22 protein-coding genes are annotated in these 24,394 nt (G+C 51.6%); 5 read left to right on the top strand and 17 right to left on the bottom strand.

Annotation, left to right across the window (positions count from 1 at the left end):
* Window positions 1–35: 35 nt before the first annotated feature.
* Window positions 36–1,295: an amidase domain-containing protein gene (locus DX130_RS14675; protein ID WP_240644516.1), complete on the bottom strand. Its 1,260-nt coding sequence runs from the start codon at window positions 1,293–1,295 to the stop codon at window positions 36–38.
* A gap of 273 nt (window positions 1,296–1,568) precedes the next feature.
* Here DX130_RS14675 and acnA point away from each other — a divergent pair, with 273 nt between their 5' ends.
* Window positions 1,569–4,283, top strand: a complete 2,715-nt coding sequence (gene acnA, locus DX130_RS14680) for an aconitate hydratase AcnA (protein WP_116046603.1) — start codon at window positions 1,569–1,571, stop codon at window positions 4,281–4,283.
* A 121-nt stretch (window positions 4,284–4,404) separates the two neighbouring features.
* On the opposite strand, the gene DX130_RS14685 is transcribed toward acnA, so the two are convergent.
* A complete protein-coding gene (locus tag DX130_RS14685) occupies window positions 4,405–5,148 on the bottom strand; it encodes an IclR family transcriptional regulator (protein WP_116046605.1) in 744 nt (247 codons plus the stop codon).
* A 311-nt stretch (window positions 5,149–5,459) separates the two neighbouring features.
* On the opposite strand from DX130_RS14685, the gene DX130_RS14690 reads away from it, so the two are divergent.
* Complete coding sequence (locus tag DX130_RS14690) at window positions 5,460–6,530, top strand: alpha/beta hydrolase (protein WP_116046607.1); 1,071 nt, start codon at window positions 5,460–5,462, stop codon at window positions 6,528–6,530.
* Between the two features lie 94 nt (window positions 6,531–6,624).
* Here the strand turns inward: DX130_RS14690 and folE are convergent, their stop codons facing one another.
* The 7 genes from folE to DX130_RS14725 all read right to left on the bottom strand — a co-directional run bounded on the left by folE (window position 6,625) and on the right by DX130_RS14725 (window position 11,064).
* Window positions 6,625–7,218, bottom strand: coding sequence for a GTP cyclohydrolase I FolE (gene folE, locus DX130_RS14695; protein ID WP_116046609.1), 594 nt, complete (start codon window positions 7,216–7,218; stop codon window positions 6,625–6,627).
* Window positions 7,219–7,253: 35 nt separating this feature from the next.
* Entirely contained in the window at window positions 7,254–7,475 is a 222-nt protein-coding gene (locus tag DX130_RS14700) for a YneF family protein (protein ID WP_116046610.1), read from the bottom strand.
* 176 nt (window positions 7,476–7,651) lie between these two features.
* Entirely contained in the window at window positions 7,652–8,800 is a 1,149-nt protein-coding gene (gene queG, locus DX130_RS14705) for a tRNA epoxyqueuosine(34) reductase QueG (RefSeq protein WP_116046612.1), read from the bottom strand.
* 3 nt (window positions 8,801–8,803) lie between these two features.
* Window positions 8,804–9,238: a ribonuclease HI gene (gene rnhA, locus DX130_RS14710; RefSeq protein WP_116046614.1), complete on the bottom strand. Its 435-nt coding sequence runs from the start codon at window positions 9,236–9,238 to the stop codon at window positions 8,804–8,806.
* A gap of 15 nt (window positions 9,239–9,253) precedes the next feature.
* Window positions 9,254–9,781, bottom strand: a complete 528-nt coding sequence (gene lepB, locus DX130_RS14715) for a signal peptidase I (protein WP_116046616.1) — start codon at window positions 9,779–9,781, stop codon at window positions 9,254–9,256.
* Window positions 9,778–10,338 (bottom strand): DUF402 domain-containing protein, encoded by a 561-nt coding sequence (locus tag DX130_RS14720; RefSeq protein WP_116046618.1) that lies wholly within the window; start codon window positions 10,336–10,338, stop codon window positions 9,778–9,780. The genes lepB and DX130_RS14720 overlap by 4 nt, the downstream gene beginning before the upstream one ends.
* A 303-nt stretch (window positions 10,339–10,641) precedes the next feature.
* On the bottom strand, window positions 10,642–11,064 hold the full coding sequence (locus DX130_RS14725; protein ID WP_116046620.1) for a GNAT family N-acetyltransferase: 423 nt from the start codon (window positions 11,062–11,064) through the stop codon (window positions 10,642–10,644).
* 442 nt (window positions 11,065–11,506) lie between these two features.
* On the opposite strand from DX130_RS14725, the gene DX130_RS14735 reads away from it, so the two are divergent.
* Window positions 11,507–12,118 carry a superoxide dismutase gene (locus DX130_RS14735; RefSeq protein WP_116046623.1) on the top strand — a complete coding sequence of 204 codons (612 nt, stop codon included), beginning with the start codon at window positions 11,507–11,509 and terminating at the stop codon, window positions 12,116–12,118.
* A 67-nt stretch (window positions 12,119–12,185) separates the two neighbouring features.
* On the opposite strand, the gene DX130_RS14740 is transcribed toward DX130_RS14735, so the two are convergent.
* The 5 genes from DX130_RS14740 to DX130_RS14760 form a co-directional block, all read right to left on the bottom strand.
* Window positions 12,186–13,361 carry a response regulator transcription factor gene (locus DX130_RS14740; RefSeq protein ID WP_116046624.1) on the bottom strand — a complete coding sequence of 392 codons (1,176 nt, stop codon included), beginning with the start codon at window positions 13,359–13,361 and terminating at the stop codon, window positions 12,186–12,188.
* 31 nt (window positions 13,362–13,392) lie between these two features.
* Complete coding sequence (locus DX130_RS14745; protein WP_165861291.1) at window positions 13,393–15,234, bottom strand: cache domain-containing sensor histidine kinase; 1,842 nt, start codon at window positions 15,232–15,234, stop codon at window positions 13,393–13,395.
* A 27-nt stretch (window positions 15,235–15,261) separates the two neighbouring features.
* On the bottom strand, window positions 15,262–16,092 hold the full coding sequence (locus tag DX130_RS14750; RefSeq protein ID WP_116046628.1) for a carbohydrate ABC transporter permease: 831 nt from the start codon (window positions 16,090–16,092) through the stop codon (window positions 15,262–15,264).
* Window positions 16,093–16,111: 19 nt separating this feature from the next.
* The gene (locus tag DX130_RS14755; RefSeq protein ID WP_240644517.1) at window positions 16,112–17,005 is read right to left on the bottom strand and encodes a carbohydrate ABC transporter permease; all 894 of its coding nucleotides are present in this window, start codon (window positions 17,003–17,005) and stop codon (window positions 16,112–16,114) included.
* 67 nt (window positions 17,006–17,072) lie between these two features.
* Entirely contained in the window at window positions 17,073–18,398 is a 1,326-nt protein-coding gene (locus DX130_RS14760; protein WP_116046629.1) for an extracellular solute-binding protein, read from the bottom strand.
* 206 nt (window positions 18,399–18,604) lie between these two features.
* Here DX130_RS14760 and DX130_RS26485 point away from each other — a divergent pair, with 206 nt between their 5' ends.
* Entirely contained in the window at window positions 18,605–19,621 is a 1,017-nt protein-coding gene (locus tag DX130_RS26485; RefSeq protein ID WP_165861261.1) for a hypothetical protein, read from the top strand.
* Window positions 19,622–19,665: 44 nt separating this feature from the next.
* Here the strand turns inward: DX130_RS26485 and DX130_RS14770 are convergent, their stop codons facing one another.
* The 3 genes from DX130_RS14770 to galU form a co-directional block, all read right to left on the bottom strand.
* On the bottom strand, window positions 19,666–20,778 hold the full coding sequence (locus tag DX130_RS14770; protein WP_116046631.1) for a S1C family serine protease: 1,113 nt from the start codon (window positions 20,776–20,778) through the stop codon (window positions 19,666–19,668).
* 13 nt (window positions 20,779–20,791) lie between these two features.
* Complete coding sequence (locus DX130_RS14775; protein ID WP_116046632.1) at window positions 20,792–22,042, bottom strand: FxLYD domain-containing protein; 1,251 nt, start codon at window positions 22,040–22,042, stop codon at window positions 20,792–20,794.
* Window positions 22,043–22,193: 151 nt separating this feature from the next.
* Entirely contained in the window at window positions 22,194–23,078 is an 885-nt protein-coding gene (gene galU / locus DX130_RS14780; protein WP_116046634.1) for a UTP--glucose-1-phosphate uridylyltransferase GalU, read from the bottom strand.
* A 241-nt stretch (window positions 23,079–23,319) separates the two neighbouring features.
* On the opposite strand from galU, the gene trxB reads away from it, so the two are divergent.
* Window positions 23,320–24,261 carry a thioredoxin-disulfide reductase gene (trxB, locus tag DX130_RS14785; protein ID WP_116046635.1) on the top strand — a complete coding sequence of 314 codons (942 nt, stop codon included), beginning with the start codon at window positions 23,320–23,322 and terminating at the stop codon, window positions 24,259–24,261.
* The last annotated feature ends 133 nt before the right edge of the window (window positions 24,262–24,394 follow it).

Consider the following 24,394-nt stretch of genomic DNA (forward strand, 5'->3'; position numbering starts at 1 on the left):
CGGTATAATATAATTTCCATTACAAGCTTACATGCTCAAAGTAGATCGGGTATATGAAAATAACGGTAACGAGTTCTTTGGGTCCAAGCGTAAGAATCCCGATAATCCCAATAACGATGCCTGCTGGCAACCGTATTAGCGTTTACAAGAGGTTGACCGGTTGCATCGAAGGCCGTCACAATCGTACTGTGCTGATACCTTCCGTCACCGGCCCAGTCATATGTAATGACATCGCCAAGCTGCAATTGATCGGCCGATTGCACTTGCTCGGCCCGAAGACCTGACTTGCGCGCAGTCGACAGATATTGGGTCAGCGCGTTCGAGACCGCCCAGCTGTAGCTCCACCATTCCTCGCCTTTGCTTCGTCCCTTGTACCACCATCCGCTTCCCCTTTTACCAGTATAGTTCATAGGGGCATTGCCTGCAAAGATACACTGGGACACATAATTCGTGCAATTCACGTCGAATAGCTCATAGGATGGATTCCCGTCATTCCACCATCTGTCCGCATAGGCCGCAGCCAAATCTCTCCTGTAGCGAATGCCGGTAATCCGGTTTTTGAATGGAGGCATTAGGTCATAATTTAAGTAGGGTAATGACGGCATGAGGTAGACTTCGTCATGCGAAGGCGAATCCGACTCCGAGTGCCAATCAAGCGTCGACACACCAAAGCGAGGCCTGCGCTCCGCAATGATCGGCTCGACCTGCAGCACATCCCAATGACGGCCTGATGCAGAGAGCCACAGCCGCTCGTATTCATAACGCTCTTCCATATAATAACTCCCGCCCTGCTCTACTCTGCGCTTTACATGCAGCTTCAACAGCACGGACACTTCGTTTGCGGATTCGTTCACCCGCACAAGCTCCGCCTTCGTCTCGCTGCCGGCGGACAGAGCGCCGCGCAGCAAATCCCGCTCGCGCATCCTCTCCAGCCTGCTCGTTAGCCTGTGACCGTGGACTAGATCAGTCATATAATCGGTAAGCACGCGAGAATGCTGTTCCGTCTCAGCTTGATTATAAAGACTGACATATCGATGGATGGAGGACTTCCACTCCTCACGGTCTCCGGCAATATGAACGCGCGGAGGGGATGCCTGTATGAGGGTTGTTGGTTTTGGACGTGTCTCATGAATGTCGTGCCCGGCACTTTGCTCCATTCGGACAGAGGCGGCGGGGGCCGCTGGCTTCCACTCCCGTTCAAGCACAGTAGATGGCGCGGCGGCACGGTTTTTGGGCACACGCTCCGCGCGCTTCTTCCGTCCGCCTGCGGATGGGCGGCTACTTGATTTGGACATCGTGTTCCCTCCGATTCTGCCTGGCGTAGGCGCTTTCTGCCTGAACGCCCCTGCGGCAAGGATTGACTGCTTCATTATATGAAGACACACGACCATTCATGTGATATTTCTGTAAGCGAGGAACCTCTAATCGGGGCATGGCATAAGCGGAGAAAGGCTAACATGGGACTTTACGTACCCCTGCTTTTAACGTTATACTAGAAACATAAGGTTTTTGAAATCGTGTTTCGTCTAATGAAACAACAATCTTTGCACACGAAAAGGAGAATAGCGATGTCTAAACAAAATCAATATTCTGTTCGCACAACGCTGGAGTCGGGCGGCAAATCGTACGCCTACTACCGTCTAGGCGGATTGGAAGAGCAAGGCCTTGGCGACATTTCCAAGCTTCCTTTCTCAATCAAAGTATTGCTGGAAGCAGCGGTACGTCAATTCGACGGACGCGCCATCACGCCTGAGCATGTGAAGCAGCTTGCCAACTGGGCTAACGGTCGCGAAGACAAAGAAATTCCATTCATTCCTGCACGTATCGTGCTTCAAGACTTTACGGGCGTACCGGTTGTCGTTGACCTTGCCGCTATGCGCGACACGGTGAAGAAAGCCGGCGGAGATCCGAAGAAAATCAACCCGCTCGTCCCTGTCGATCTCGTTATCGACCACTCGATCATGGTTGATGCTTTCGGTACTCCAGAAGCTCTGGAATACAATACAAAAGTAGAATTCGAGCGTAACGAAGAGCGTTACCGTTTCCTTCGCTGGGCACAAACCGCATTCGATAACTTCCGCGCTGTTCCTCCTGGAACTGGTATCGTTCACCAGGTTAACCTGGAGTACCTGGCATCCGTGGCAGCTACGAAAACGATTGACGGCGAGACGGTCGTCTATCCGGACTCCCTGGTAGGTACGGACTCCCATACCACCATGATCAACGGTCTTGGCGTAGTGGGCTGGGGCGTAGGCGGCATCGAGGCGGAAGCCGGCATGCTTGGCCAGCCGCTATACTTCGTTATGCCTGAGGTTATCGGCTTCAAGCTGACAGGCAGCCTGGCAGAAGGCTCCACAGCGACTGACCTGGCTCTGACGGTTACAGAAACACTTCGTAAAAAAGGCGTTGTAGGCAAGTTCGTCGAGTTCTTCGGCCCAGGCTTGTCCAACATCAGCTTGGCTGACCGCGCTACGGTTGCCAACATGGCTCCAGAGTATGGCGCTACAGTCGGCTTCTTCCCGGTTGACAGCGAGACGCTTGACTTCATGCGCCAGACTGGCCGCCAAGAAGAGCAAATCAAGCTCGTTGAAGCTTACTACAAAGCACAAGACATGTTCCGCACCGATGCTACGCCAGATCCTGTATTCTCCGACGTCATCGAGCTTGACCTGTCGACAATCGTGCCTTCCCTGGCTGGACCGAAGCGTCCGCAGGACCGCGTAGAGCTGACTGCGATGAAAGAAGCATTCAACAGTATTATCCGCACGCCGATCGACAAAGGCGGCTATGGCCTGTCCGATGAGAAGATCGAGCAAGTGGTTCCTGTACAGCACAATGACGGCGTTCAGTCCAAAATGGGCACTGGCGCAGTTGTGATCGCTGCGATCACAAGCTGTACGAACACATCCAACCCTAGCGTAATGCTGGGCGCAGGTCTCGTGGCGAAAAAAGCCGTTGAGCGTGGCCTGACTAAGCCAGCTTACGTGAAGAGCTCCCTGACGCCAGGCTCCCTGGTCGTTACGGAATATTTGAAAAAAGCAAACTTGCTTGAATCGCTTGAAGCGCTTGGCTTCCACCTTGCAGGCTACGGTTGCGCGACTTGTATCGGCAACTCCGGTCCGCTTCCTGACGAAGTAAGCAAAGCGATCGCAGACAACGATATGACGGTAGCGGCTGTATTATCCGGTAACCGTAACTTCGAAGGCCGCGTTCACGCTCAAGTGAAAGCGAACTACTTGGCTTCTCCTCCGCTTGTTGTCGCTTATGCGCTGGCAGGAACAGTGAACATCGACTTGGCTAATGATCCAATCGGACACGACCAAGACGGACAGCCTGTATACCTGAAAGACATCTGGCCGACAAACGCTGAGATCAAGGAAGCTGTAGCCAAATCCTTGAACCCAGAAATGTTTAACGAGAAGTACGAGAACGTATTTACGCAAAACGAGCGTTGGAACGCCATCGACGTACCGGAAGGCGAAAGCTACGAGTGGGATGCGAAGTCCACTTATATCCAAAACCCTCCATTCTTCGAGAGCCTTGGCTCCGAGCTGAATGACATTGCCAATATTCCTGCAGCTAACGTACTGGCGCTAATGGGCGATTCCGTTACAACGGATCATATCTCCCCTGCCGGCAACATTACGGTTAATAGCCCAGGCGGCAAATACCTGATCGACAACGGCGTAGATCGCAAGGACTTCAACTCCTACGGCTCCCGCCGCGGTAACCATGAAGTAATGATGCGCGGTACATTCGCGAATATCCGTATCCGTAACCAAGTAGCTCCGGGCACGGAAGGCGGCGTAACGACTTACCTGCCTACCGGCGAAGTCATGTCCATCTACGACGCTTCCATGAAGTATCAGGAAGAAGGCAAAAACCTTGTTGTTATTGCCGGCAAAGAATATGGCACAGGAAGCTCGCGTGACTGGGCTGCCAAAGGTACTTACCTCCTTGGCGTAAAAGCCGTTATCGCAGAAAGCTTCGAGCGTATTCACCGCTCCAACCTGGTAGGCATGGGCGTACTTCCGCTTCAGTTCCAAGCGGGCCAAAGCTGGAAGACACTTGGCATTACAGGAACAGAGAAGTTCGACATCTCCGGACTTTCCAACGATGTTCAGCCTAGTCAGACGGTAACCGTTAAGGCTACTCGCGAAGACGGCTCGACCTTCGAATTCCTGGCTATCGTTCGTCTGGACTCCCTCGTTGACGTAGACTACTACCGTAACGGCGGCATCCTGCAAACGGTGCTTCGTCAAATGATCGCCAATATGCAATAATAATTGCGGATAGCTGCTCGGCTTCGCCCTGCCGCTGTCACCGCTATACAAAAACTCCGTTCCATCGCTTATGCGAAGGAACGGAGTTTTTTGTACATCGAGAAGATACTCCTCACCATGATTAACGTGTCATCGTTCCCATTCGTCTAGCCGATTCCATCATAACGGGCGCATAGTCGCGCATCGTGGAAATCTTCAGCCGACTAGCGGGACCGGATACGGACAAGGCAGCGATCATAGCGCCCGACCGGTCAAAGATTGGCGAGGATAGCGCTGCTGCTCCCTCCTCCCGCTCTTCGAAGCTAGTCGCATACCCTTGAGCCAGAACCTCCTGCAACTGCTGTCTATATGGCTCCATCTCAATGGCAGAGGGCCATGTCGGTGCCTCCAAGATGCTCTCTTGCGTCGCTGGATCAGCGTAGGCAATAAGTACCTTGCTGGAGGCGCCCGCATACAACGGCAATCTGACGCCTACAGGAGCAACCCTTCTGACCGCCTGGTTGCTCTGAACGGCCTGACGCCTGATCCGCTCTGCGCCATCCCGCACGTAGATGCTGACCGTCTCGCCCAATTGATCGCGAAGTCTGACCATCTCAGGAAGCCAGATCGTGGCCAGATCGTCCGAGCGCGACAGATTCGCAGACAGCTCCCATACTTTGAGGCCCAGGTGATAGCGATCTGTCTCCCGGTCACGCTCAATGAATCCCTTCTCTTCAAGCGTAGCGAGCATTCGATGTACGGTACTCTTATGAAGACCGACATGCTCCGCAATTTCCGTCATCGCCCAGTCTGTCTTCGATGTGAAGCAAAGCAATATATCAAGCGCGCGATCCACTGCCCGGACCGTAGACTTTCCCTCTTCCAACTCTCAGCACCTCCTTGTTCTTTCTGATTAAGCCCCTTATTGGCATCCTGTTAGGATCTATTCTTAAATCTATATCTTACATTTCGAGTTTCACCGTCTGAAACCCTTTTTCAAAACTATTGAAATTGATTCTCAATTAGTATACCTCATTCGATCAGCAATCGTAAAGCAGCTTCTCAACATTACAGATCGATTACAGAGCCCTTACAATCGAATGAAACGAATTGACAGGCTGCCGGGACTTTACTACCATTAATAGTAGACGATACGATAACGCTTTCATGATAGATTTCGACAAGGGGGATGCTAGCATGGACACCACGATCACGACGACACGCCCTCTGGAGAGCTTCGCTCCTGCGCATCCGGCGCTGCCCGCTCCCCTCATGCAGACCGATTCGGTCGCAGCTCTTCTTCGGGAGAAGACCCGCGGGAGACGCAAGCATCTCCTATTCGCTGCTATTGCCGCCCTGTTTGCGACCATCCTCATTGCCATCATCGTATTTCACGGTTATGTGGCCTGGATGCTGGCTAATCCTTACGTTGCTCCGCTGTCATCGAATCCGCAGGACGCAATCGGCACAACCTATGAGGATGTTGTGTTCCCTAGTCACAGCGGCGAGACAACCGTCAGCGGCTGGTATGTCCCTGCTGCTGCAGACGGCGAGCAAGACGTATATTCCGCCAGAACGGTCATATTCAGCCATGGATATGGGGCCAATCGCGAGGAAAATTGGGTACCCATGTACGACTTGACGAAACTGCTGCACGATTTGAGATATAATGTGCTGCTTTTTGACTACGGTTATGCTTCCAAGCACTACAAGGCTCCTGCAACAGGCGGGAGAGAAGAATCCCAGCAGCTGCTTGCGGCTGTCGAATACGCCAAGTCACGAGGCGCTGAAGACGTCGTCGTATGGGGCTTCTCCATGGGTGCCGGCACAGCACTGCAGACCGCGCTTTTGACAGACGACATTGATGCGATGATTCTTGATAGTCTCTTTATTCCAAGCTCAGAGGCTTTGTTTGATAATCTTAATCAATTTGTTCCGCTGCCGAAATTCCCTTCGCTGCCCTTGATCGAATCGATGATACCGCTTTGGACAGGAAGCAGCTTCGGCTCCATTCCCGCTGAAGAAGTTGTCGGCACGCCCTATGATATGCCCCTCTATATTATTCATGGAACAAATGATGTGAAAGCGCCTTTCGATATAGCTGAAGCCATCGCTGCGAATCAGAGCAACGCCCTATCGCGATCCTGGATTGTGCAGGACGGACAGCATGAGTTGCTGTTCCGAGCCCACCCTCGGGAGTATGTCCAGCGCACCGCGCTTTTCCTCAGTCAAGTGGACGGACAAGTGGGAACCAAGAGCCATGAATAATAATTACGATAGCATAAAAACGAGCATGCCCTCCTGACCGCATCTTGCGGAGTAGGAAGGCATGCTCGCTTGCTGTTTAAGTAATCATAATGATCTATTGCTTAAGCAAAGCCAGAAACTCGGAACGAAGTGCAGAGCTTGAGCGGAATTCTCCGCGTACGGCAGAGGTTACCGTCTTGCTTCCCGGCTTCTTCACACCGCGGGCGCACATGCAGAGATGCTCGCCTTCCACGACGACCATAACGCCATGAGGCGCAAGCTCTTCATCCAGAATGTCGGCGATCTGCGATGTGATGCGCTCTTGTACCTGAAGCTTGCGAGTAACAGCTTCTACTAGTCTCGCCAGCTTGCTAAGCCCGGCAATCTTGCCGCTAGGAAGATAACCGATATGCGCTTTACCGTAGAACGGAGCCATGTGATGCTCGCACTGGCTGTAGTAGACGATATCCCGGACGATAACCAGCTCTTCATGCTGTTCATCAAACGTAACGCCAAGCACCTCGCGAGGATCTACTTCGTAACCGGCGAATATTTCTTCGTACATACGAGTTACGCGTGCAGGTGTATCCAGCAGGCCTTCACGCTCTACATCTTCCCCGATCAGCTTCAAAATTTCTTTCACATGAAACTCAATTTGCTCCCGGTTGTCCGATACCTTCGAATTGACGTAGTCTTTTCTGCCCGCCATTCGTCTTCCGCTCCTTCCGGCTCCTCCAATAATTCTTATTTGCGAGGAAGTTTTTGATTTTTCATCATATTTTGGGCACGCGTCATTTGTTGTTTATTCAGGTTATACCCCATTTGCTTAGCCATGCGCTGAATCATCTCAGGATCGTTCTGCATTTTCTCGAGCTGCTTGCGCAAATAGAATACGCCTACAAAAAAGCCGCCTACAGCACCGACGATCAGCGTTACGATAGGGATTACGATATTATACCATGCCATCTATGTCACCTAGCCCTTTCAATATTTGTCGATAGATTATCATTTTGAACCTAACATCCCTGTATCATAGCATGTTCGTGCTTGTTCCGCAACGAATCAAACACGACATCATACAGAAAAAATCAAGCCATACCCCAGGCATACAAATCAGGGCGAATGGCTCGATTAGCGGTACGTTATTCCTGCTCCGAAGCCAGCATATGAATCGCAGAAGCAATCGCGTCGCGCGCTTCCGCATCGCTCTCCCCGCGCATCGCCTCATGCAGTGCCGTGGCAGCTTCTTCCCCGCCGATTCTGCCCAGCGACCACGCCGCCGTCCCGCGAAGCACAGGCCTCGGATCATGCTTCAGCACGCCGATCAGATCGGGAACAGCCGTCTTCTCCTTAAAGTTGCCAAGTGCGATGACCGCATTCCGTTGAATCGGCTTCTTGCCTCTCCAGGCCGAGGAGGTGAATCCGTACATATCCTTAAACTCCCGATTCCCGATCGTCAGCATCGGTACCAATAACGGCTTCGCCAGCTCATTATCGGGCTGCAGCTCGGGCTGATGCGTCCAGTTTTTGCCCCGATTCACGGGACAGACGACCTGACAGGTATCGCAGCCGTATAGCCGATTGCCGATCTTGCGCATATATTCGTCTTCCACCATGCCTTTGGTCTGTGTAATGAAGGAGATGCATTTTTTCGCATCCAACTGACCCGGTCCGACTAGCGCTCCGGTCGGACAGGCATCGATACATTTGGTGCATGTTCCGCAGCTCTCCGTTATGGGCTGATCGGGAGGCAGCGGCAAATTCGCAATCATCTCGCCCAGGTAGATCCAGGAACCAAATTCGGGCGATATAATGGCGCAATTTTTTGCGCTCCAGCCGATCCCTGCCCGCTCCGCTACAGCACGGTCAGACAGGGCGCCCGTATCGACCATACTCTCCACCCGGGTCTCCGGCACGCGCTCTCTCAGCCAAGCTTCAAGCCGCTCCAATCGGTTGCGAAGCACCTTATGATAGTCTTCGCCCCATGCCGACCTCGCCATAATGCCTCTCCTGGCGCCAGGCTCGGACTTCGGCGGATCCATCAGCTTGGAGGGGTAAGCAATTGCAATCGCAATGATGCTCTGCGGATCGTCGAAGAGAAGCGACGGATCGGTGCGCTTGTCCAGATCGGGCTCTTCGAAGCCCGACTCTCTCCCTAACTCCCGGTGCCGGATGAGCCGGGCCTTCAACGTTGTGAATACTTCTGCCGACGCAACGCCAATCGAATCGATACCCAGCTCCTTGGCAGCGTCCTTCATTTCCTGCTTTAGCTTAATCCAGTCGTAATTCATAGGCTATAACCGCTTTATCGCTTCTCGTGCGAGCTCATCGCATCGATTATTGTATTCATTATCGCTATGGCCTTTCACCTTCACATACTCCACCGTATGCAGCTTCATCAGCTCCCATAGCTGCTTCCACAAATCCTGGTTCTCCACGGGTTCCTTCTTGCTGTTCTTCCAGCCATTGCGCAGCCAGCCGTGAATCCAACCCTTCTGGAAGCAATTCACGACATAAGCGGAATCACTGTATACATGCACTCTGCAAGGCTCCTTGAGCAGCCTGAGCCCCTCTATGACCGCTTGAATCTCCATCCGGTTGTTCGTCGACGCCTTTTCTCCGCCCGAGATTTCCTTCTTATGCGCGCCGTAGAACAGAATAGCCCCCCATCCACCGGGACCGGGATTGCCTGAGCAGGCGCCGTCCGTATAGATCATCACATCTTTCAACTTCCGCACCTCCTGCTACAGCGTTTTGATTTCTTTGAGCGGCCACACAATAAAGTCAGCCCTGCCGGTAATCCAATCGCTCTGCACGGGACCGAAGCTTCTGCTATCCAGGCTCGCCCGCTCATGCCGATTGTCTCCCAGCACAAAATATAGTCCTTTCCCAATGACAACGGGTCCGTAGCTTTCTCCTTCTATCATCGTATCCGTATAGCTCTCGTCTACGAGTTCTCCATTCCGGTACAGCTGTCCTCCCGCAATCTCGATTCGATCGCCTTCCTTGCCTACGACGCGCTTCACAAGCAGACGCTTCCCGTCCTCCGCAACGTACGGGTCCTTCAGCACAACGACATCGCCAATATCGGGACTTCCGAACAGATAGACAAATTTGTTGACGTACAGCCACTCCTTCTCCTGAAGGGTCGGCTCCATGGAATGCCCTTCGACCGTAGACAGATGGAAAACAAAATAATGAAGAAACAATACGATAGCAATGGCGATGACAATCGTCTTCACCCAGTCCAGCAGCATAGTCTTTAGACTCATTCACTCACCTCATTGCAGCACGACAGCCATTGCTTGTAATAAGTGACAGCCGTTATGTCCGAGAAAGGAGAAGAGCCGCGCTCGACACGCCCCAGCAGCTCGTTCATGCCCTCCCTTACCTTAAGAAGAACGGACTGCGGATAATGGTACTGCTGCTTGTGCAGCTCAAATTCATCCTGATCGACGATATGTCGGTTGCCGTCGGCCGTCCGGATTACGTCCAGATCATAATCGATATAAGTCAGAGTGCCTTCATGAAGATAAGGAGGCGATGCGATATTGCAATAATAACGTACGCCACCCCGTTCAAGCAGCGCGACGACATTAAACCATTGTCCTGGGATAAAAAAAGAGACAGCCGGCACCCGGCTTACCCACTGCTTCCCATCCGATTCCTGTATCGGCGTCTGCCGGTTAATGAGGACGATAACGGATTCCTCTTGATGTTCTTCTATGAGCAAATGGCTTGGCACGATCCAATTCTGCTGCCAAAGCCGATGAATATGACCATCATGCTTGAAGCTTTTGATGATGCAGGGTTCATATACGGATTCCATACCTTTCGTGCTCCTCAAATTCCTTATAATGCGTGTTCAAAAAGTCCGGTTTTCAGCACCGAGAAGATGGGATGAAGCCAGGAAATGAGGAGCGGAGCGTAGTGGAGGCTACGTGAGCACCGAAAGTTCCGGCTGAATGCCATATTCGATGTCGAGTCAGCTTCCCGATCCCCTTCGTGATCAAAATCAAAAGTGGACTTTTTGAACAACCTCTTATAGTAATAAGAAAAGCATATCCGCAAGCCAAATGCAATGGCCTTACAGATATGCCCATGTAAAACACGAATGAATAACAATCTCTATCTAACCTGTTACGATACTAAGCTTTTGGAACGCCCGGAAAAAATCCGAGGTTGCAAAACCCATTGATTCATAGAGCGGCAGAACCGGTTCGTTATGCTCGTCCGCCGTAATCAGAATCTTGGATACATTGCGTTGAACGAAGCGCTGGCGCAAAGCGGTTACCAATCCTTTGCCTACGCCGCTTCGCTGATGCTCGGGCGATACCGCAATTCGGTAGTAATAGCCTTTGTTGTTATCGATCGTGCCGATAATCATGCCTACGATTTCTGAATCCTTGACAGCGACAAGAACAAGATCGCTATCCCATGATAATTGACGAGCAAATGCTTCCATCGTTTGCTCATAACATTCCGTTGTCAGAACTTCCTCTAGCAGTTCCGTAAGCGGTTTGTAGTCGGACAACTGGAAGGAACGAACATTCATTCAATTAACACCTTCTACCATGTCATAGTCTCGTACCCGTATATAATACGACGAAATGATACGTATTCCTTCTTTTTTCTTTAAAATTCTTTAAAAAATGTTTAAAATCGCCCCTTTTTTCATGTAAGCGCTTAATAATAAACGCTTACATAATTATTAATCCTATTAATTCATAATATTTTCTCCCAAATGCAGCTGCCGTTCTGAAGAGCTAATTCCATACAATGCTTCCGATCCTGCGCCAATCGTTCCTTGTTTACGTTGTCCTGTTTCGCCAGACGCATAATTGTCTATTGAATAGGAGACGCTACTTTGCGGGCTTATAGAGAGCCCTGCATAACCGCCCGCAACGGCCCGCGACTTTTTCAACATAAATGTTGATTTATTCGCTCCGATAAGGGATAATGGAGTTGTCCAACTACATATTCGGGAGGTAATAATAATGGCACATCAACTACCTGCTTTGCCTTATGCACACAATGCACTTGAGCCGCACATCGATGCGACTACAATGGAAATTCACCACGGACGTCACCATAACGCATACGTGACGAACCTGAACGCTGCTCTGGAATCGGCTCCTGAGCTGCAAGGCAAATCGATCGAAGAGCTGATCGGCGACCTGGCTAGCGTGCCTGAGTCCATCCGTACAGCTGTGCGCAACAACGGCGGCGGCCATGCGAACCACAGCCTGTTCTGGGAAACAATCGCTCCTAACGCTGGCGGCGCTCCTACTGGCGCACTTGCAGCGGCAATCGAGGGCGAGCTGGGCGGCTTCGAAGCGTTCAAAGCTGACTTTGCAAAAGCGGCTGCAACTCGTTTCGGCAGCGGCTGGTCATTCCTAGCTGTAGCGAACGGCAAGCTGAAAGTATACAGCCTTCCGAACCAAGACAGCCCAATCATGGAAGGCGAAACGCCAATCCTTGGTCTGGACGTATGGGAGCATGCTTACTACCTGAACTACCAAAACAAACGCCCTGACTACATTGCAGCTTTCTGGAACGTAGTGAACTGGGACGAAGTTGGCAAGCGTTACGAAGCTGCCGTTAAATAATCGAACCATACAAACAAGCCTCCATTCCGCTAAGCGGAAGGAGGCTTTTCTTTGCTGTAAGCATCCATTAGATGTTCGACTTCTCTGCACGAAAGTGACTGGGCGTACAGTCATAATGTTTGCGGAACACCTGTGTGAAATGGCGTACATCGGGATAACCGACAAGCTCTGCAATCCGAGTGATCGACAACTCAGGATCGCTCAACAATTCCTCCGACCTCTCCATCCGCAGCTTCGTTACATATTCCTTGTACCCGGTTCCTGTTTTTTGCTTGAAAAGCTTGCTGAAGTAGACGGGATTCAAATACACAACGGAGGAAACAATCTCCAGCGACAGATTCTCTTGGAAGTTGCTTTTCATATATTGAATGGCAATGTCGATCACATCGCTTTTGCCTGCAGGGACATGATCCTCGTCGGCCTCCGCTTCCTTATCCGTCTTATGAAACTTGCGAATCTCCTCTGGAATGGAATAGAAGTCGAGCAGCAGCTCACTCATATAGAATTGGTAAGGGACTTGCAGGCAACGATCCAATTGCTTCACTGCCTCTTGCTTGAATTCCTCGCCTCTCATATCTCCCGCAAGTGTAATGACACCGACGAGGAAATCGCCGTCCAGATTAACGAGAAATCCTTTCCCATGCCGTTCGATCAGCTCGGCCGTCACATTCTCTACGATGAAATTGCCCAGCGTCAGCTCCGGGTTGCTATTGAGCTTAATCGCCAGCAGATGAAACAGCTCATGCTCCTCCCGAATCGATCGCAGGTCAAAATTTCCAATGTCCAGCCCCTGTACCCATCTGCGGAACACAGCCTCGCGCAAATAGTTCAGATTCTGCTCCAGCAATCCCCTGCCCGTAGGCTTGGCCTTCTCCAGCCTCCACTCCTCCAGCAGCGTCGTAACCGATTGGACAACCTGATCCCTGCCGAACGGCTTCAGTATGTAATCCTTCGCCCCCAATCGCAGCGCTTCCTGCGCATAGGCGAATTCGGAATAAGCCGATACGACGATCCATTTGATTCCCTTATGGGTATGACGCGCCTCTGCGAGCAGCTCGAGGCCATTCATGCCCGGCATCATAATATCCAGGAAGACGACATGGATGTGCTCGCGAAGAAGTAATTGGAGCGCATCATCCGCCGATGCAGCCGTACTGACGTTGACGTCCTGAAACACGCTGCCAATCGTTCGTTTCAACCCTTCCCGGATCGTCCTTTCATCGTCAACGATGAGTATATGCATGCCTCTCCCCCCTTGACGAACTTAAGTAACGCTATGCTCTAGACATGATCGAAGGCACCATGACGGTTACGGTAGTGCCTGCCTGTTCCTCGCTCTCAATTCGCAGACCATACCCTGCCCCATACTCCAGCACAAGCCTGCGGTGCACATTCAGGAATCCCGCTCCGGAGCCTTGCGACTCGCCATAGATGGCAGGCTCCACGCTCAGACTTTGGCGCTCTTCCTCCTTCAATTGACTCCACTCCAGCCGTTCCGCACGCTTCAGAGATAGCTGCAGCTCCTTCAGCTTCTCGGGAGGGATGCCTACGCCATCATCGTGAATCTGGATAAAAACCGTCTGCCCTTCCCCGCTTGCCGTTATCGTAATCGTTCCTTCGCCCGACTTGATTGACAACCCGTGAATCACCGCGTTTTCAATAAGCGGCTGCAGCGTCATCTTAGGAAGAAGGGTATCCATCAAATCCTCATCCACCCGGTGCACCACATGTATGCGTCCGTCAGACCGGGCTCCAATAATGGTCATATAGTAATGAATCTGCTCCAATTCTTCCTTCAGCATGGCTGTTGAACTGCGCCAATCGCTGCTGTAGCGGAACATGCGGGAGAGCGAGTTGATCAGATTGGCCAGCTTCTCGTTCTCTTGCTCATCGAGCAGCCAGTAGATCATCTCCAGTGTATTGTAGAGAAAATGCGGATTGACCTGTGATTGCAGCGCATGAATCTGGGCGTTCTTCTCACTCGCTGTAGCGATTTTATTGCGTTCTACCAGCCCGTTAATTTCACTAACCATCCGGTTGAAATGCTCGTTCATATAGTTAATCTCATCATAGGAAGCGCGAGTATGCAATTGCGGACTCAAGTCCCCCCGTTCCACTCGTCTCATCTCCTGCACGATTGACTTGATTGGCTTGGATACCGAGCGGGACAACAGAAATGCAATGACGATGGCGGCAATCACAATGACAACCGATACAATGACAAAATATCGGTTCGCCGCAGCCTGCTCGACCTTAGCAACGGGCTTCGGCGTGACCGATAGCAGCTTCCACCCCCGCTTGGGGTCCATAGCTGTCACAATCAGACGATCTTTATCGCTGGCGTCAGTTGCATCTTCCATGAACGGAAAACGATCCAAATCCATGAATTCCACAGGAGCCTGCTCTTCATCCGGATGCGAGGTGACAAGCAGGGAGCCTGATGCCGAATAGACGTAGGATCGGCTCTCAGGCTTGATCATCAGATTGTTCATCGAAGAAATGAAGGTACGCGGGTCCGCCTCAATGACGAGGATGCCAAGCGGCCTTGTCGTATAGAGATTCGTCATGACACGTCCGAAAGTGAAGACAGGGTCCTCTTGCTCTTCCCGGATCGTCAAAGAACTTTCGCCGAGCATCCCGCCCCACACGAGCGAGCCATCCGATTCGCGCAGCTCCTTCAGCCATTCGCTTTTCATGAAGCTATGGTTAATTTTGTGCGTGGTCGATTCATAACTATATACATTGCCCACCGGTGAAATAATATGAATGCTCTTCACATCGTTATAGCTGTAATAAATCGTTCCCAGCGCCCCCATCATGAGCAGCTGCTTATTGAACTCATCCATGACCGTCGGCTCTTCGCGAGACAGCAAGCGTTGAATTTCCGCATTGCTCATAATCGACTTGGTCAGACTGTCATAACCTCTGGCAAGCAACGAGAAGTTATCCATCGCTTGAGACACGTTCCGCTGCGCGGCTTCGCCGACTCGCATATCGATCTGTTGAGCTGTGTATTGATAAAAAACGCCGGTCAGAACGATCAACAAAGTGAGCGTAGACAATAATATCCATAATAAGAGACGCGCGCGAAACGTATTCAGTCGAATTCCCAACAAAGCGTTGCCTCCCAGCATACGGGCCGCTTACCCTTTGACGGCTCCTGCCACCATGCCTTTCGTGATTTTGTCCGAAAGGATGAAGTAGAACGTGATGACAGGCAGCGCTCCAAGCACCAGGTATGCCCCGATGGAGCCATAATTCGCCGTGTACTGCCCCACAAAGCTGTTCACGCCGAATGGCAGTGTCTTGAGCGAATCTGCCGACAGGAAGGTAGCCGCAATAATGTATTCATTCCAGATGGAGATAAAAGTCAGTATAGTAACGGTCATGATCGGCGGAACCGTAATCGGAAGCACAATGCTGAAAAAGATCCGATAGATAGAAGCTCCGTCGATCATGGCGGATTCTTCGATTTCATGCGGAATTCCTCTCAGGAAGCCCGATAGAATAAATACCGCAAGCGGTATGGAAAAGGCGACATATGGAATGATAATAGCAGCATGCGTGTTCAGGATACTCATATTTTTGAAAATGACCATCAAAGGCAGCAAGGTCGACTGGATCGGAATCATGATGCCGACCAAGAATACCAGCATCACGATGTTGCCGTAACGCCATTTGAATCGGGTAATGGCATAAGATACCATTCCGCTAAGCACAAGCGTAAGCACGAGTGTAATGCCCGTCACCCATATACTATTGCCAATATACTTCAAATAATTGCCCGAAGTAAATGCATCTACATAGTTCTCCCACATAAACCTCTTCGGCAAGGCAAAGAATTGCCCCGAGACAATCTCGCTGCTCGTCTTAAACGAATACAGCAAAAGCCAAACCAGCGGATACAGCTGGGTAACGACCAATATGCTCATAAAAATCCATGCGCCCGCGCGCCTTGCAATTCGGAAATCCATCCTCGTCATTCTCCTTTCTCTAAGAAGCGGCTTCTTCCGCGCGCTTGAACGCCAGATTCAACAATACCGTCATCACAAGACAGAAGGCGACCAGGAAAGTAGAAATTGCGCTTCCATATCCGTATTTGAAGGAATTGAACGTCATGTAGTACATATGCGTCGAGATAACCTCTGTCGTATTGGCTGGTCCTCCGCCCGTCATGACCACGATCAGGTCAAAGGCTTTGAGCGAGCCGATAGCGGCCAGAACAACTGAAATTTTAATAACGGGCGAGAGCAGCGGCAGCGTAATGTAACGGTCGGCCTTGAAGCCTTCCGCCCCGTCAATGCTGGCAGCCTCGTAGATATCGCTCGAAATATTTTGCACGCCGGTAAATTGGATCAACACATGATAGCCGATGTACTGCCAGAAAATAACGAAGCAGAGCGCAAAAATCGCCCAGTCGGTGTCTCCAAGCCATGTTTTTGTCCATGACTCCAATCCGAACTTAATGAGCATCTGGTTCAGCATACCCCCAAGCGATGCAGGGTTATAGATCGACTTCCACAATTGACCGATGACGACAACGGACAATATGACCGGAAGAAAATAGCTCGAAATGAGGAAATTCGGACGTCTGACATAGCGGCTGACCAGAATAGCGACTACGATAGCAATCGGTACCTGCAGCAACGATGCGAGCGAGATATAAAGCGTCCGCAACACGGACGGCCAGAAGATCGGGTCCTGCGTGAACAATACTTTGTAGTTGTTCAGTCCGACGAATACTTGATCGCCCATTCCTGCCCATTCCACTAAGGAGTAATAGACAGATACCATAATTGGCGCAAATACGAACGCCAGATAAAACAACAGACAGGGAAGGACGAACACCGCTAAAGTCCATTTGCCTACTTTCAATACTCCGTTCACTAGCTTACCCTCCCATACGCTTGGAGCCACAAAGGGAACCTCACGGCTCCCTTTGTGTCACGCCTCTTTATTTTTTGTTCAATTCCCATGTTTTCTGATGCTCAGCTGCCAACTCCTCAACGTTCACATCTTTGATCAGCAAGCTTTGCAGACCTGTCAGATGAGTTTGAGTCGTAGCCGGCTCGATCACATTGTCAAAGTTCATGTCGCCGCCTTGAACTTCATTAAAGCGTTGCATAGCGTCAACTGCCAGATCGGAGTAGCCAGCAGCCTTGAAGTCGCCGTCCACTTTTTGAGCCAGACCTACAGCCGCTTTATTGTCAAATGCCACTTTCGGGTAGTTAATCAGCAAGTATTTCAGGAATTTCTTGCTTTCATCCAAATGATCGCTGTTTGCGCCCAGTGCATAAGCTGTACCCGGTGCAATAACATAATCCTTCGAATCGCCTTTGCCGCCTACTGTCGGGAATGGCAGGAAGCCAACTTTGCCGCTTACCGTCTCGGATGCGTCAATGGAGGAAATTTCCCATGTACCCATGAAGTACATAGCTGCTTTACCGTCGCGGAACTGCTGGGAAGCCGTATTGTTGTCGTACGTGGCTGCGCCCTCTTGGTAAGCGCCTGCATCGATTAGCTCTTTTGTTTTTTGCAGAGCTTCCACGAATACCGGATCCGTGAATTGCTTGTTGCCAGCTACAACTTCATCCAGGAATTTCGGTCCGCCGTTCACACGCTGCAATACGTTCGTGAACATGAAGGATAGCGGCCATTTGTCTTTGCCGCCCAGCATCATTGCTGGAATGCCGGCTTCTTTGAACTTCGGAACCGAAGCGACGAGATCTTCGAATGTCGTTGGCACCGGTACTCCAGCTTTCTCGAACAGCTCTTTATTATAGAAAATGCCTGCGAGGTTCATGTTGTAAGGAAGTGCGAATACGTTGCCGTCGAAGGAGTAGTATTCCAGTACGCCTTCCAGGAACGTGCCTTTCAGCTCGGCGTCGTCTAGCAGATCGTTCAGCGGAGCAAGCACTTTGCCATTCGCGAACGGTTGCAGCTGCGCGCCCGGGTTAACCATCGTAATGTCAGCTACTTCGCTGGAAGCTGCTTGCGTTTTCAGCTTAACCTTTTGCTGCTCCGTATCTAGACGATCCCATTCGATTTTGACGTTCGGGTTTTCTTTCATGTAGTTGTTTACGATTATTTCTTCCACTTGATACTGAGGAGTCGACTTGTCCGTTTGCAGAGTTTGGAGAGTCAGTGTTATTTTTTTGCCCTCCGACTTTCCGTCAGCCGGTTTATTGGTCGAGCCTGGCTCTTTGGCGCCTCCGCATGCGGCAAGCGTAAAGGTCAGTGCTGTTGCGAGCACCAAGCTGATCGCGCGTCTTTTTTTCATTTTTAAAATCCCCCTCGAGTTGATATCGCTTACAAGTATTACTCTACCCTTTTAGCCCCCTGCTTCGAAATACAAAAAATCAACTTCTTGTGTTGAATTTTTCTATATTGTTCTCCGGACATGATCAGTTAAGCACACCGGATTAGGGATGCCGCATAAGATGCAGGAGTATAAACGCCCAATGTTGAAGGAGATGGAAGGATCGCATGACGGATACTTACGACACGACCAATGAATTGCCTGTACCTCCGCAACAGGCACAGACTTACACCGTGAAGAACGGCTGCGGCTGCGGCGGAGAACGTGCACTGCTGCCTATACCCGGCGTTCTGCCGGGACCTTACTACCCGGGACCTTGGGGACCTGGACTAGGACCATGGGGACCAGGGCCTTGGGGACCGGGGACTTGGGGGCCTGGACCAGGCGGACCTCATGGTCATGGACCTTGGGGACCTGGACCGGGCGGACCTCACGGCCATGGACCTTGGGGGCCTGGACCAGGCGGACCTCACGGTCATGGACCTTGGGGGCCTGGACCAGGCGGACCTCACGGTCATGGACCTTGGGGGCCTGGAGGACCGGGCGGTCCTCACGGGCCGGGCTCTGGCGGACACCACGGACCGAGGCCATTAGAGCTGCCGGACTCCCGGCCGCCTGCGCATCCTCCCGGACAGCATGGCTCTGGACATCAAGGTTCTGGGCAGCATGGATCAGGGCAGCATAGCTCTGGACATCAGGGTTCTGGACACCATGGATCAGGGCAGCATGGATCAGGACACCATGGACAGCATCACCCTGGCCCGCCCCATCATCCACACCATCACGGACCTTGGCCGGGTCCGGGTCCTTGGGGCCCAGGACCGTGGGGAGGACCGTTCGCCCTGCCGCTCCCGATTCCAGTACCTATTCCTGTTCCCGGTCCGCCTGGACCCGTACAGCAGGGCTTCATATCGGTTGTTGTGAACGGTGGGAATATTTATCCCGCGATCTCGAACAGCTATACCATCGGCTTCCGTCCAGGCCTGACCATAGGCGGCGCATTGGCCCAATCCGGCGTCATTACGTTCGCTGCCGACAGCACTATCACTGCCATTAGCGGATATCCGATTTCCGGCAATATCGGTTATCAGCTGCGATTGAACGGTCGTATTATACCGTCCACTACGCTTAATCTGCCCATCCAGCCATCCGACACAGTTGCGATAGATATCATATACCGATAATCAGAACAAAAAAACGCCGAGAGCCTGCGCTCTCGGCGTTTACCTTATTTGCGTATCGCTTTCCCTTTGCCGGACTGCAGCTTAAGCTGATCATTTTCATAGCCGACCTTGTACGTTACCTGGTATTTGCTAAGCACGTTTTCGCTATTTTTACGCTCATCTACGGACAACACCGCTGTAACCGTCGCCTCATCGCCACTGTTCGAGACATGCAGGTTGTCAATGACGACATTGCGCGTCGTAAGATATCCTTCGCGGAACTTGATATAGCTCGTGCCTTCCTTCCAAGTGCCGCCCAACAGGGAATAGGCGTACACATAGTCGCGGCTGTTCAAGCTGTCGTAGAAATGCCGGACCAAATAGTCCGCAAGCTGCTCCAGCGTTGCCTCCTTCTGATGCTCCTCTCTATCCTCTGCAAGCGATAGATTCGGCAGCATCTCCATCGGCTCCCGCGACCAGCCCTCCGCCATTGCCAGCACGGCGGATATCGGTATGCTGAAGCCGATCGTCCCTTCCTCCAAACCAGCCGAATTAATGCCTAGCACAGCGCCGGTCTTCATATCAACAAGCGGACCGCCGCTATTGCCCGGTGCGATAGGCGCCGAAATCTGATAAAGATCACTATACGTATACGGCTCAATATGGAAGCTGCGGCCGACACCGCTAATGATACCGGTTGTTACTGTATTCTGAAATCCAAGCGGACTGCCGACAGCCAGCACGTCGTCTCCTACTTCCCCACGCTCATATTTCACAAGCGAAAGCGGCTCCACTCCGGCCAATTCCTGCACACGCACCACAGCTATATCCGTATCTGTGCTGATGCCGATAACCTCGCCATCCAGTTCGCGGGCATCCGACGTTTTCACCCTCACGTGTCTCACGCCCGATACGACATGGGCATTCGTAATCAAATCCCCCTCATGGTTGTAGAGAAATCCAGAGCCTTGCGATCCGGTATCCGTCTCTATCATGACAACGAGCTTTTGAGTCTCGAAGATGACATCCTTCAGCAGCTTCTTCACTTCACCCACAGCAAGCAAAGGAGAGCCTTCCAGTTGCTTGGGCATCTCCGTCCGGACAGCGAAGCCGGCAGCAGTGCCCGCTCCTAAGATAAGAAGGGAGCCCAGAATGCCGATCCATAATTTTTTGTTCATTCTGCCACCCCTCCTAATCCAGATACCACTCTGCTTTGTCCACCACAATATTCGTATCTTCTGAATAAATGCCGTAGACCGTTGTCGTGAATGTCATAAGCTCCCCGGATTCGATATATTCCGGCGTTACAGTCGCTTTTCCTCTGCTGAGCACATCTCCATCCTTCGACTGGACGATGACCTCTACCGCTACGGAATAGATCGCTCTTGTAGCAATATTTTTGAGCGTTCCTTCAATTGTCAGATCGCCGAATTCATCCAGCGTCTTCTCCAGACTGATCACTTCGACGGCAGCCGTTCGATTGATCAAGTCTTCCTCAGCCGCTCGCTGCATGGCTTGCTCAATCCGCTGCTGCTCCAGTCGCTCATATCTGGCCTGCTCATCCTTGATCTTCTTGAGCAGACCAAGCAGCTCCTTATCCTCTCTCGCCCATGCCAGAGAACGATTGACGGCAGAAATGGCGCCGGTGTAATTTTTCCTAACCAGCAGCTGCTCGATTTCTCTTGCCGTAATGTCTCGTATAGAGCCGACGATTTGCTGGCGAAGCTCTGCCGCTTCCTCTCCAATCAATCCATTCACGACGTTGAGCATCTCGCCAAGCTCTTTGACCGTCGTTAATGCCTCGTACTCTTTCGTAAGCTTCAGAAGCGTCAGCTTCATATTAAGCTCGTCCAGCTTTTCTCTAAGCTTATCGTAGATCGGCTCCTTATGGCCCCCAAACTCGGTCTTCAGCCGATTCAGGCCAGCCTCTGCCTCATCCGTCATTCCTACGGAGAGCCTCGTCCCGATTTGGGCGATCATACGCTCAAGCTCCAGCACATGTCCAATAATCTCTACATCAGCAGCAAGCGCATTGAATTTGGGACGGGCCTCCAAGGCATCCTCCAGCTTCTCAAGCGCTACTATGTATTCGCCGCTCAGAGCGGCCGTCCTCGCTTCCGACTGAAGCCGGAGCACGGTCTCGTTCACATTCTTCTCGTAATGATAATAGAGAAAGACAGAGGTGGTGACGAGAAAGGCAAGCAAGACAAGCCCAATCGGAAGCGGCCAAGTCAAGCCGCGCTTGCTCTCGCCTTCAGTCGGTACAGACTGTCCGCTTATGACAGCAGCTTCTCCCGCTAGCTCAAGCGACGCTGCTCCTTCGGAGAGCGCTTCTTCCCAGTGGACTGCCTCTATAATTCTATGAGAATAGAGCCTTCTACCGCATTGACTGCAATATTTGGCATCCTCCGTATAGCTTCTTACGCAATGATGGCAATACACCTGCGTTCAACTCCCAGTCCTATCTTCTCTTCTCTCTATGAATACAGACTCTATTTTATAACAAATAGTAAATAATCTCCATTTTAAAATAGTGGAAGATAAAATAAGCGCCGTCCTCGATTAGGAGATCGGAAGACGACGCCTGTTATCCTTAACCTTTGCTCATTTGTCCCAGTCGCTCAAGCATATATTTTCGCACATCCGCAGCCAAGTCTTCCCGCTCCAGAGCAAAATCGATCGTCGCCTGCACGAACCCGAGCTTATCGCCCACGTCATGACGACGCCCGCCAAAGCGGAAAGCTTGGAGGCCATTGGTACGGTTCAACTCCTGCAGACTGTCGGTCAGCTGAATTTCGCCCGCCTTGCCAGGCTGTGCCCCCTCCAGCAAGCCAAAGATCGCGGGATGAAGCACATAACGGCCAACAACCGCATAATTGGACGGCGCCAGACCCGGGCCCGGCTTCTCCACAATATCTCTAACGGGAGCGAAGGAATGGCTTCCTTGCTCGATATCAACAATGCCGTATTTGTGAGTCTGATCCCACGGCACTTCCATAACGGCAACAATTGAAGACTGCGACTGCTCATACTCATCCATCATTTCTTTCAGACAGGGCTTCTCCGAAGTCAGAATATCGTCGCCCAGCAGCACGGCGAACGGCTCGTCTCCGATGAAGCGCCTTGCGCACAGCACCGCATGCCCAAGCCCAAGCGGTTCCTTCTGACGAACGTAATAAATATCAGCTAATTGGGAGATCGCTTTCACAACGGAAAGCATTTCTTCATTATGCCTCGCTTCAAGCTCCGATTCTAGCTCCACTGACTTGTCAAAATGATCCTCAATGGCACGCTTATGCCGGCCGCTAATGATGACAATACTCTCGATGCCGGACTCGACGGCTTCCTCTACAATATACTGAATGGCCGGCTTATCGATGAGAGGCAGCATTTCCTTCGGCTGCGCCTTCGTCGCAGGGAGAAACCTTGTGCCGAGACCGCCCGCTGGAATGACCGCTTTTCTGATTTTGTTCGTCATGGCTACGACATGCTCCTCTCTTCACTTAAGAGTTGCTGCTTTCAACTATCATATCATTTCTGCTAAGCCAGGGCCATTGGAAGGCGCCTATCTTATTAGAAAGTCCCCCCTATTTCCGCTTATCCCCAGCTTGATCATGAAGGTTGGATGAACTGTATTGACATTCGTTACAGTTTATAATAGGTTTAGATTATACAAATGTTCAACTCATTATTCCATTCCCACATTGGAGGATTATCCCATGAACAAAACTATAATCATCGGAACCGGCCCTGCCGGATTGACAGCAGCTATCTACCTGGCCCGTGCGAATATGGAGCCGCTTGTTATTGAAGGCTGGCAGCCTGGCGGACAATTGACCACGACAACGGAAGTGGAGAACTTCCCTGGATTCCCGGACGGCATATTGGGTAGCGAGCTTATGTCCAATATGCGCAAGCAAGCGCAACGCTTCGGCGCAACGTTCAAAACAGGCTCTGTGAAAAGCGTCGACTTCAGCAAGCGCCCCTATACGCTGGAGGTTGAAGGGCTTGGTCAACTGCAAGCGGAATCCATCATCATTTCAACTGGAGCATCGGCCAAATACTTGGGCATCCCTGGCGAGCAGGAAAATCTGGGGCGCGGCGTCAGCACATGCGCAACCTGTGATGGATTTTTCTTCCGCGGCAAAAAGCTCATCGTCATTGGCGGCGGCGACTCCGCCATGGAGGAAGCCGGCTTCCTGACCCGCTTCGCAACGGATGTACAGCTTGTTAATCGCCGCGAGGAATTGCGCGCGTCCAAGATCATGCAGGACCGCGCCCGCGGGAATGACAAAATTTCCTGGAGCCTGAATCGTACACCGCTGGAAGTGGTCGGCGGCGAGAACGGACTTCAGGGACTCCGTGTCCGCAATAACGAAACCGGCGAAGAAGAGCTGCTCCAGGCGGATGGCGTATTTGTAGCGATCGGTCATACGCCGAATACCGGATTCCTCGGCGGCCAGGTTACGACGGATGAGCAAGGTTATATTATTGTTAAGCCTGGCACCTCGGAGACAAATATTCCCGGCGTGTTCGCTTGCGGCGACGTACAGGACAATATTTATCGCCAAGCCATTACAGCAGCAGGCAGCGGTTGCATGGCGGCACTCGACTGCGAGCGGTATTTGGAAGCGGCAGCGCATGAAGCGGTTCATTCTTGATCAAAAATCCTGATTTTTTTCGCCCAAGCTACTGGCGTTAAATGTGCAATTCATGTATAATTAAACACGTTGAGAGTTCAAAATATAAAGGCACTGCTACCGCATACCTATTGTTCGATATACGCTTCTCGAG

This window comes from Paenibacillus paeoniae, from assembly GCF_003388735.1.
Taxonomy (GTDB): domain Bacteria; phylum Bacillota; class Bacilli; order Paenibacillales; family Paenibacillaceae; genus Pristimantibacillus; species Pristimantibacillus paeoniae.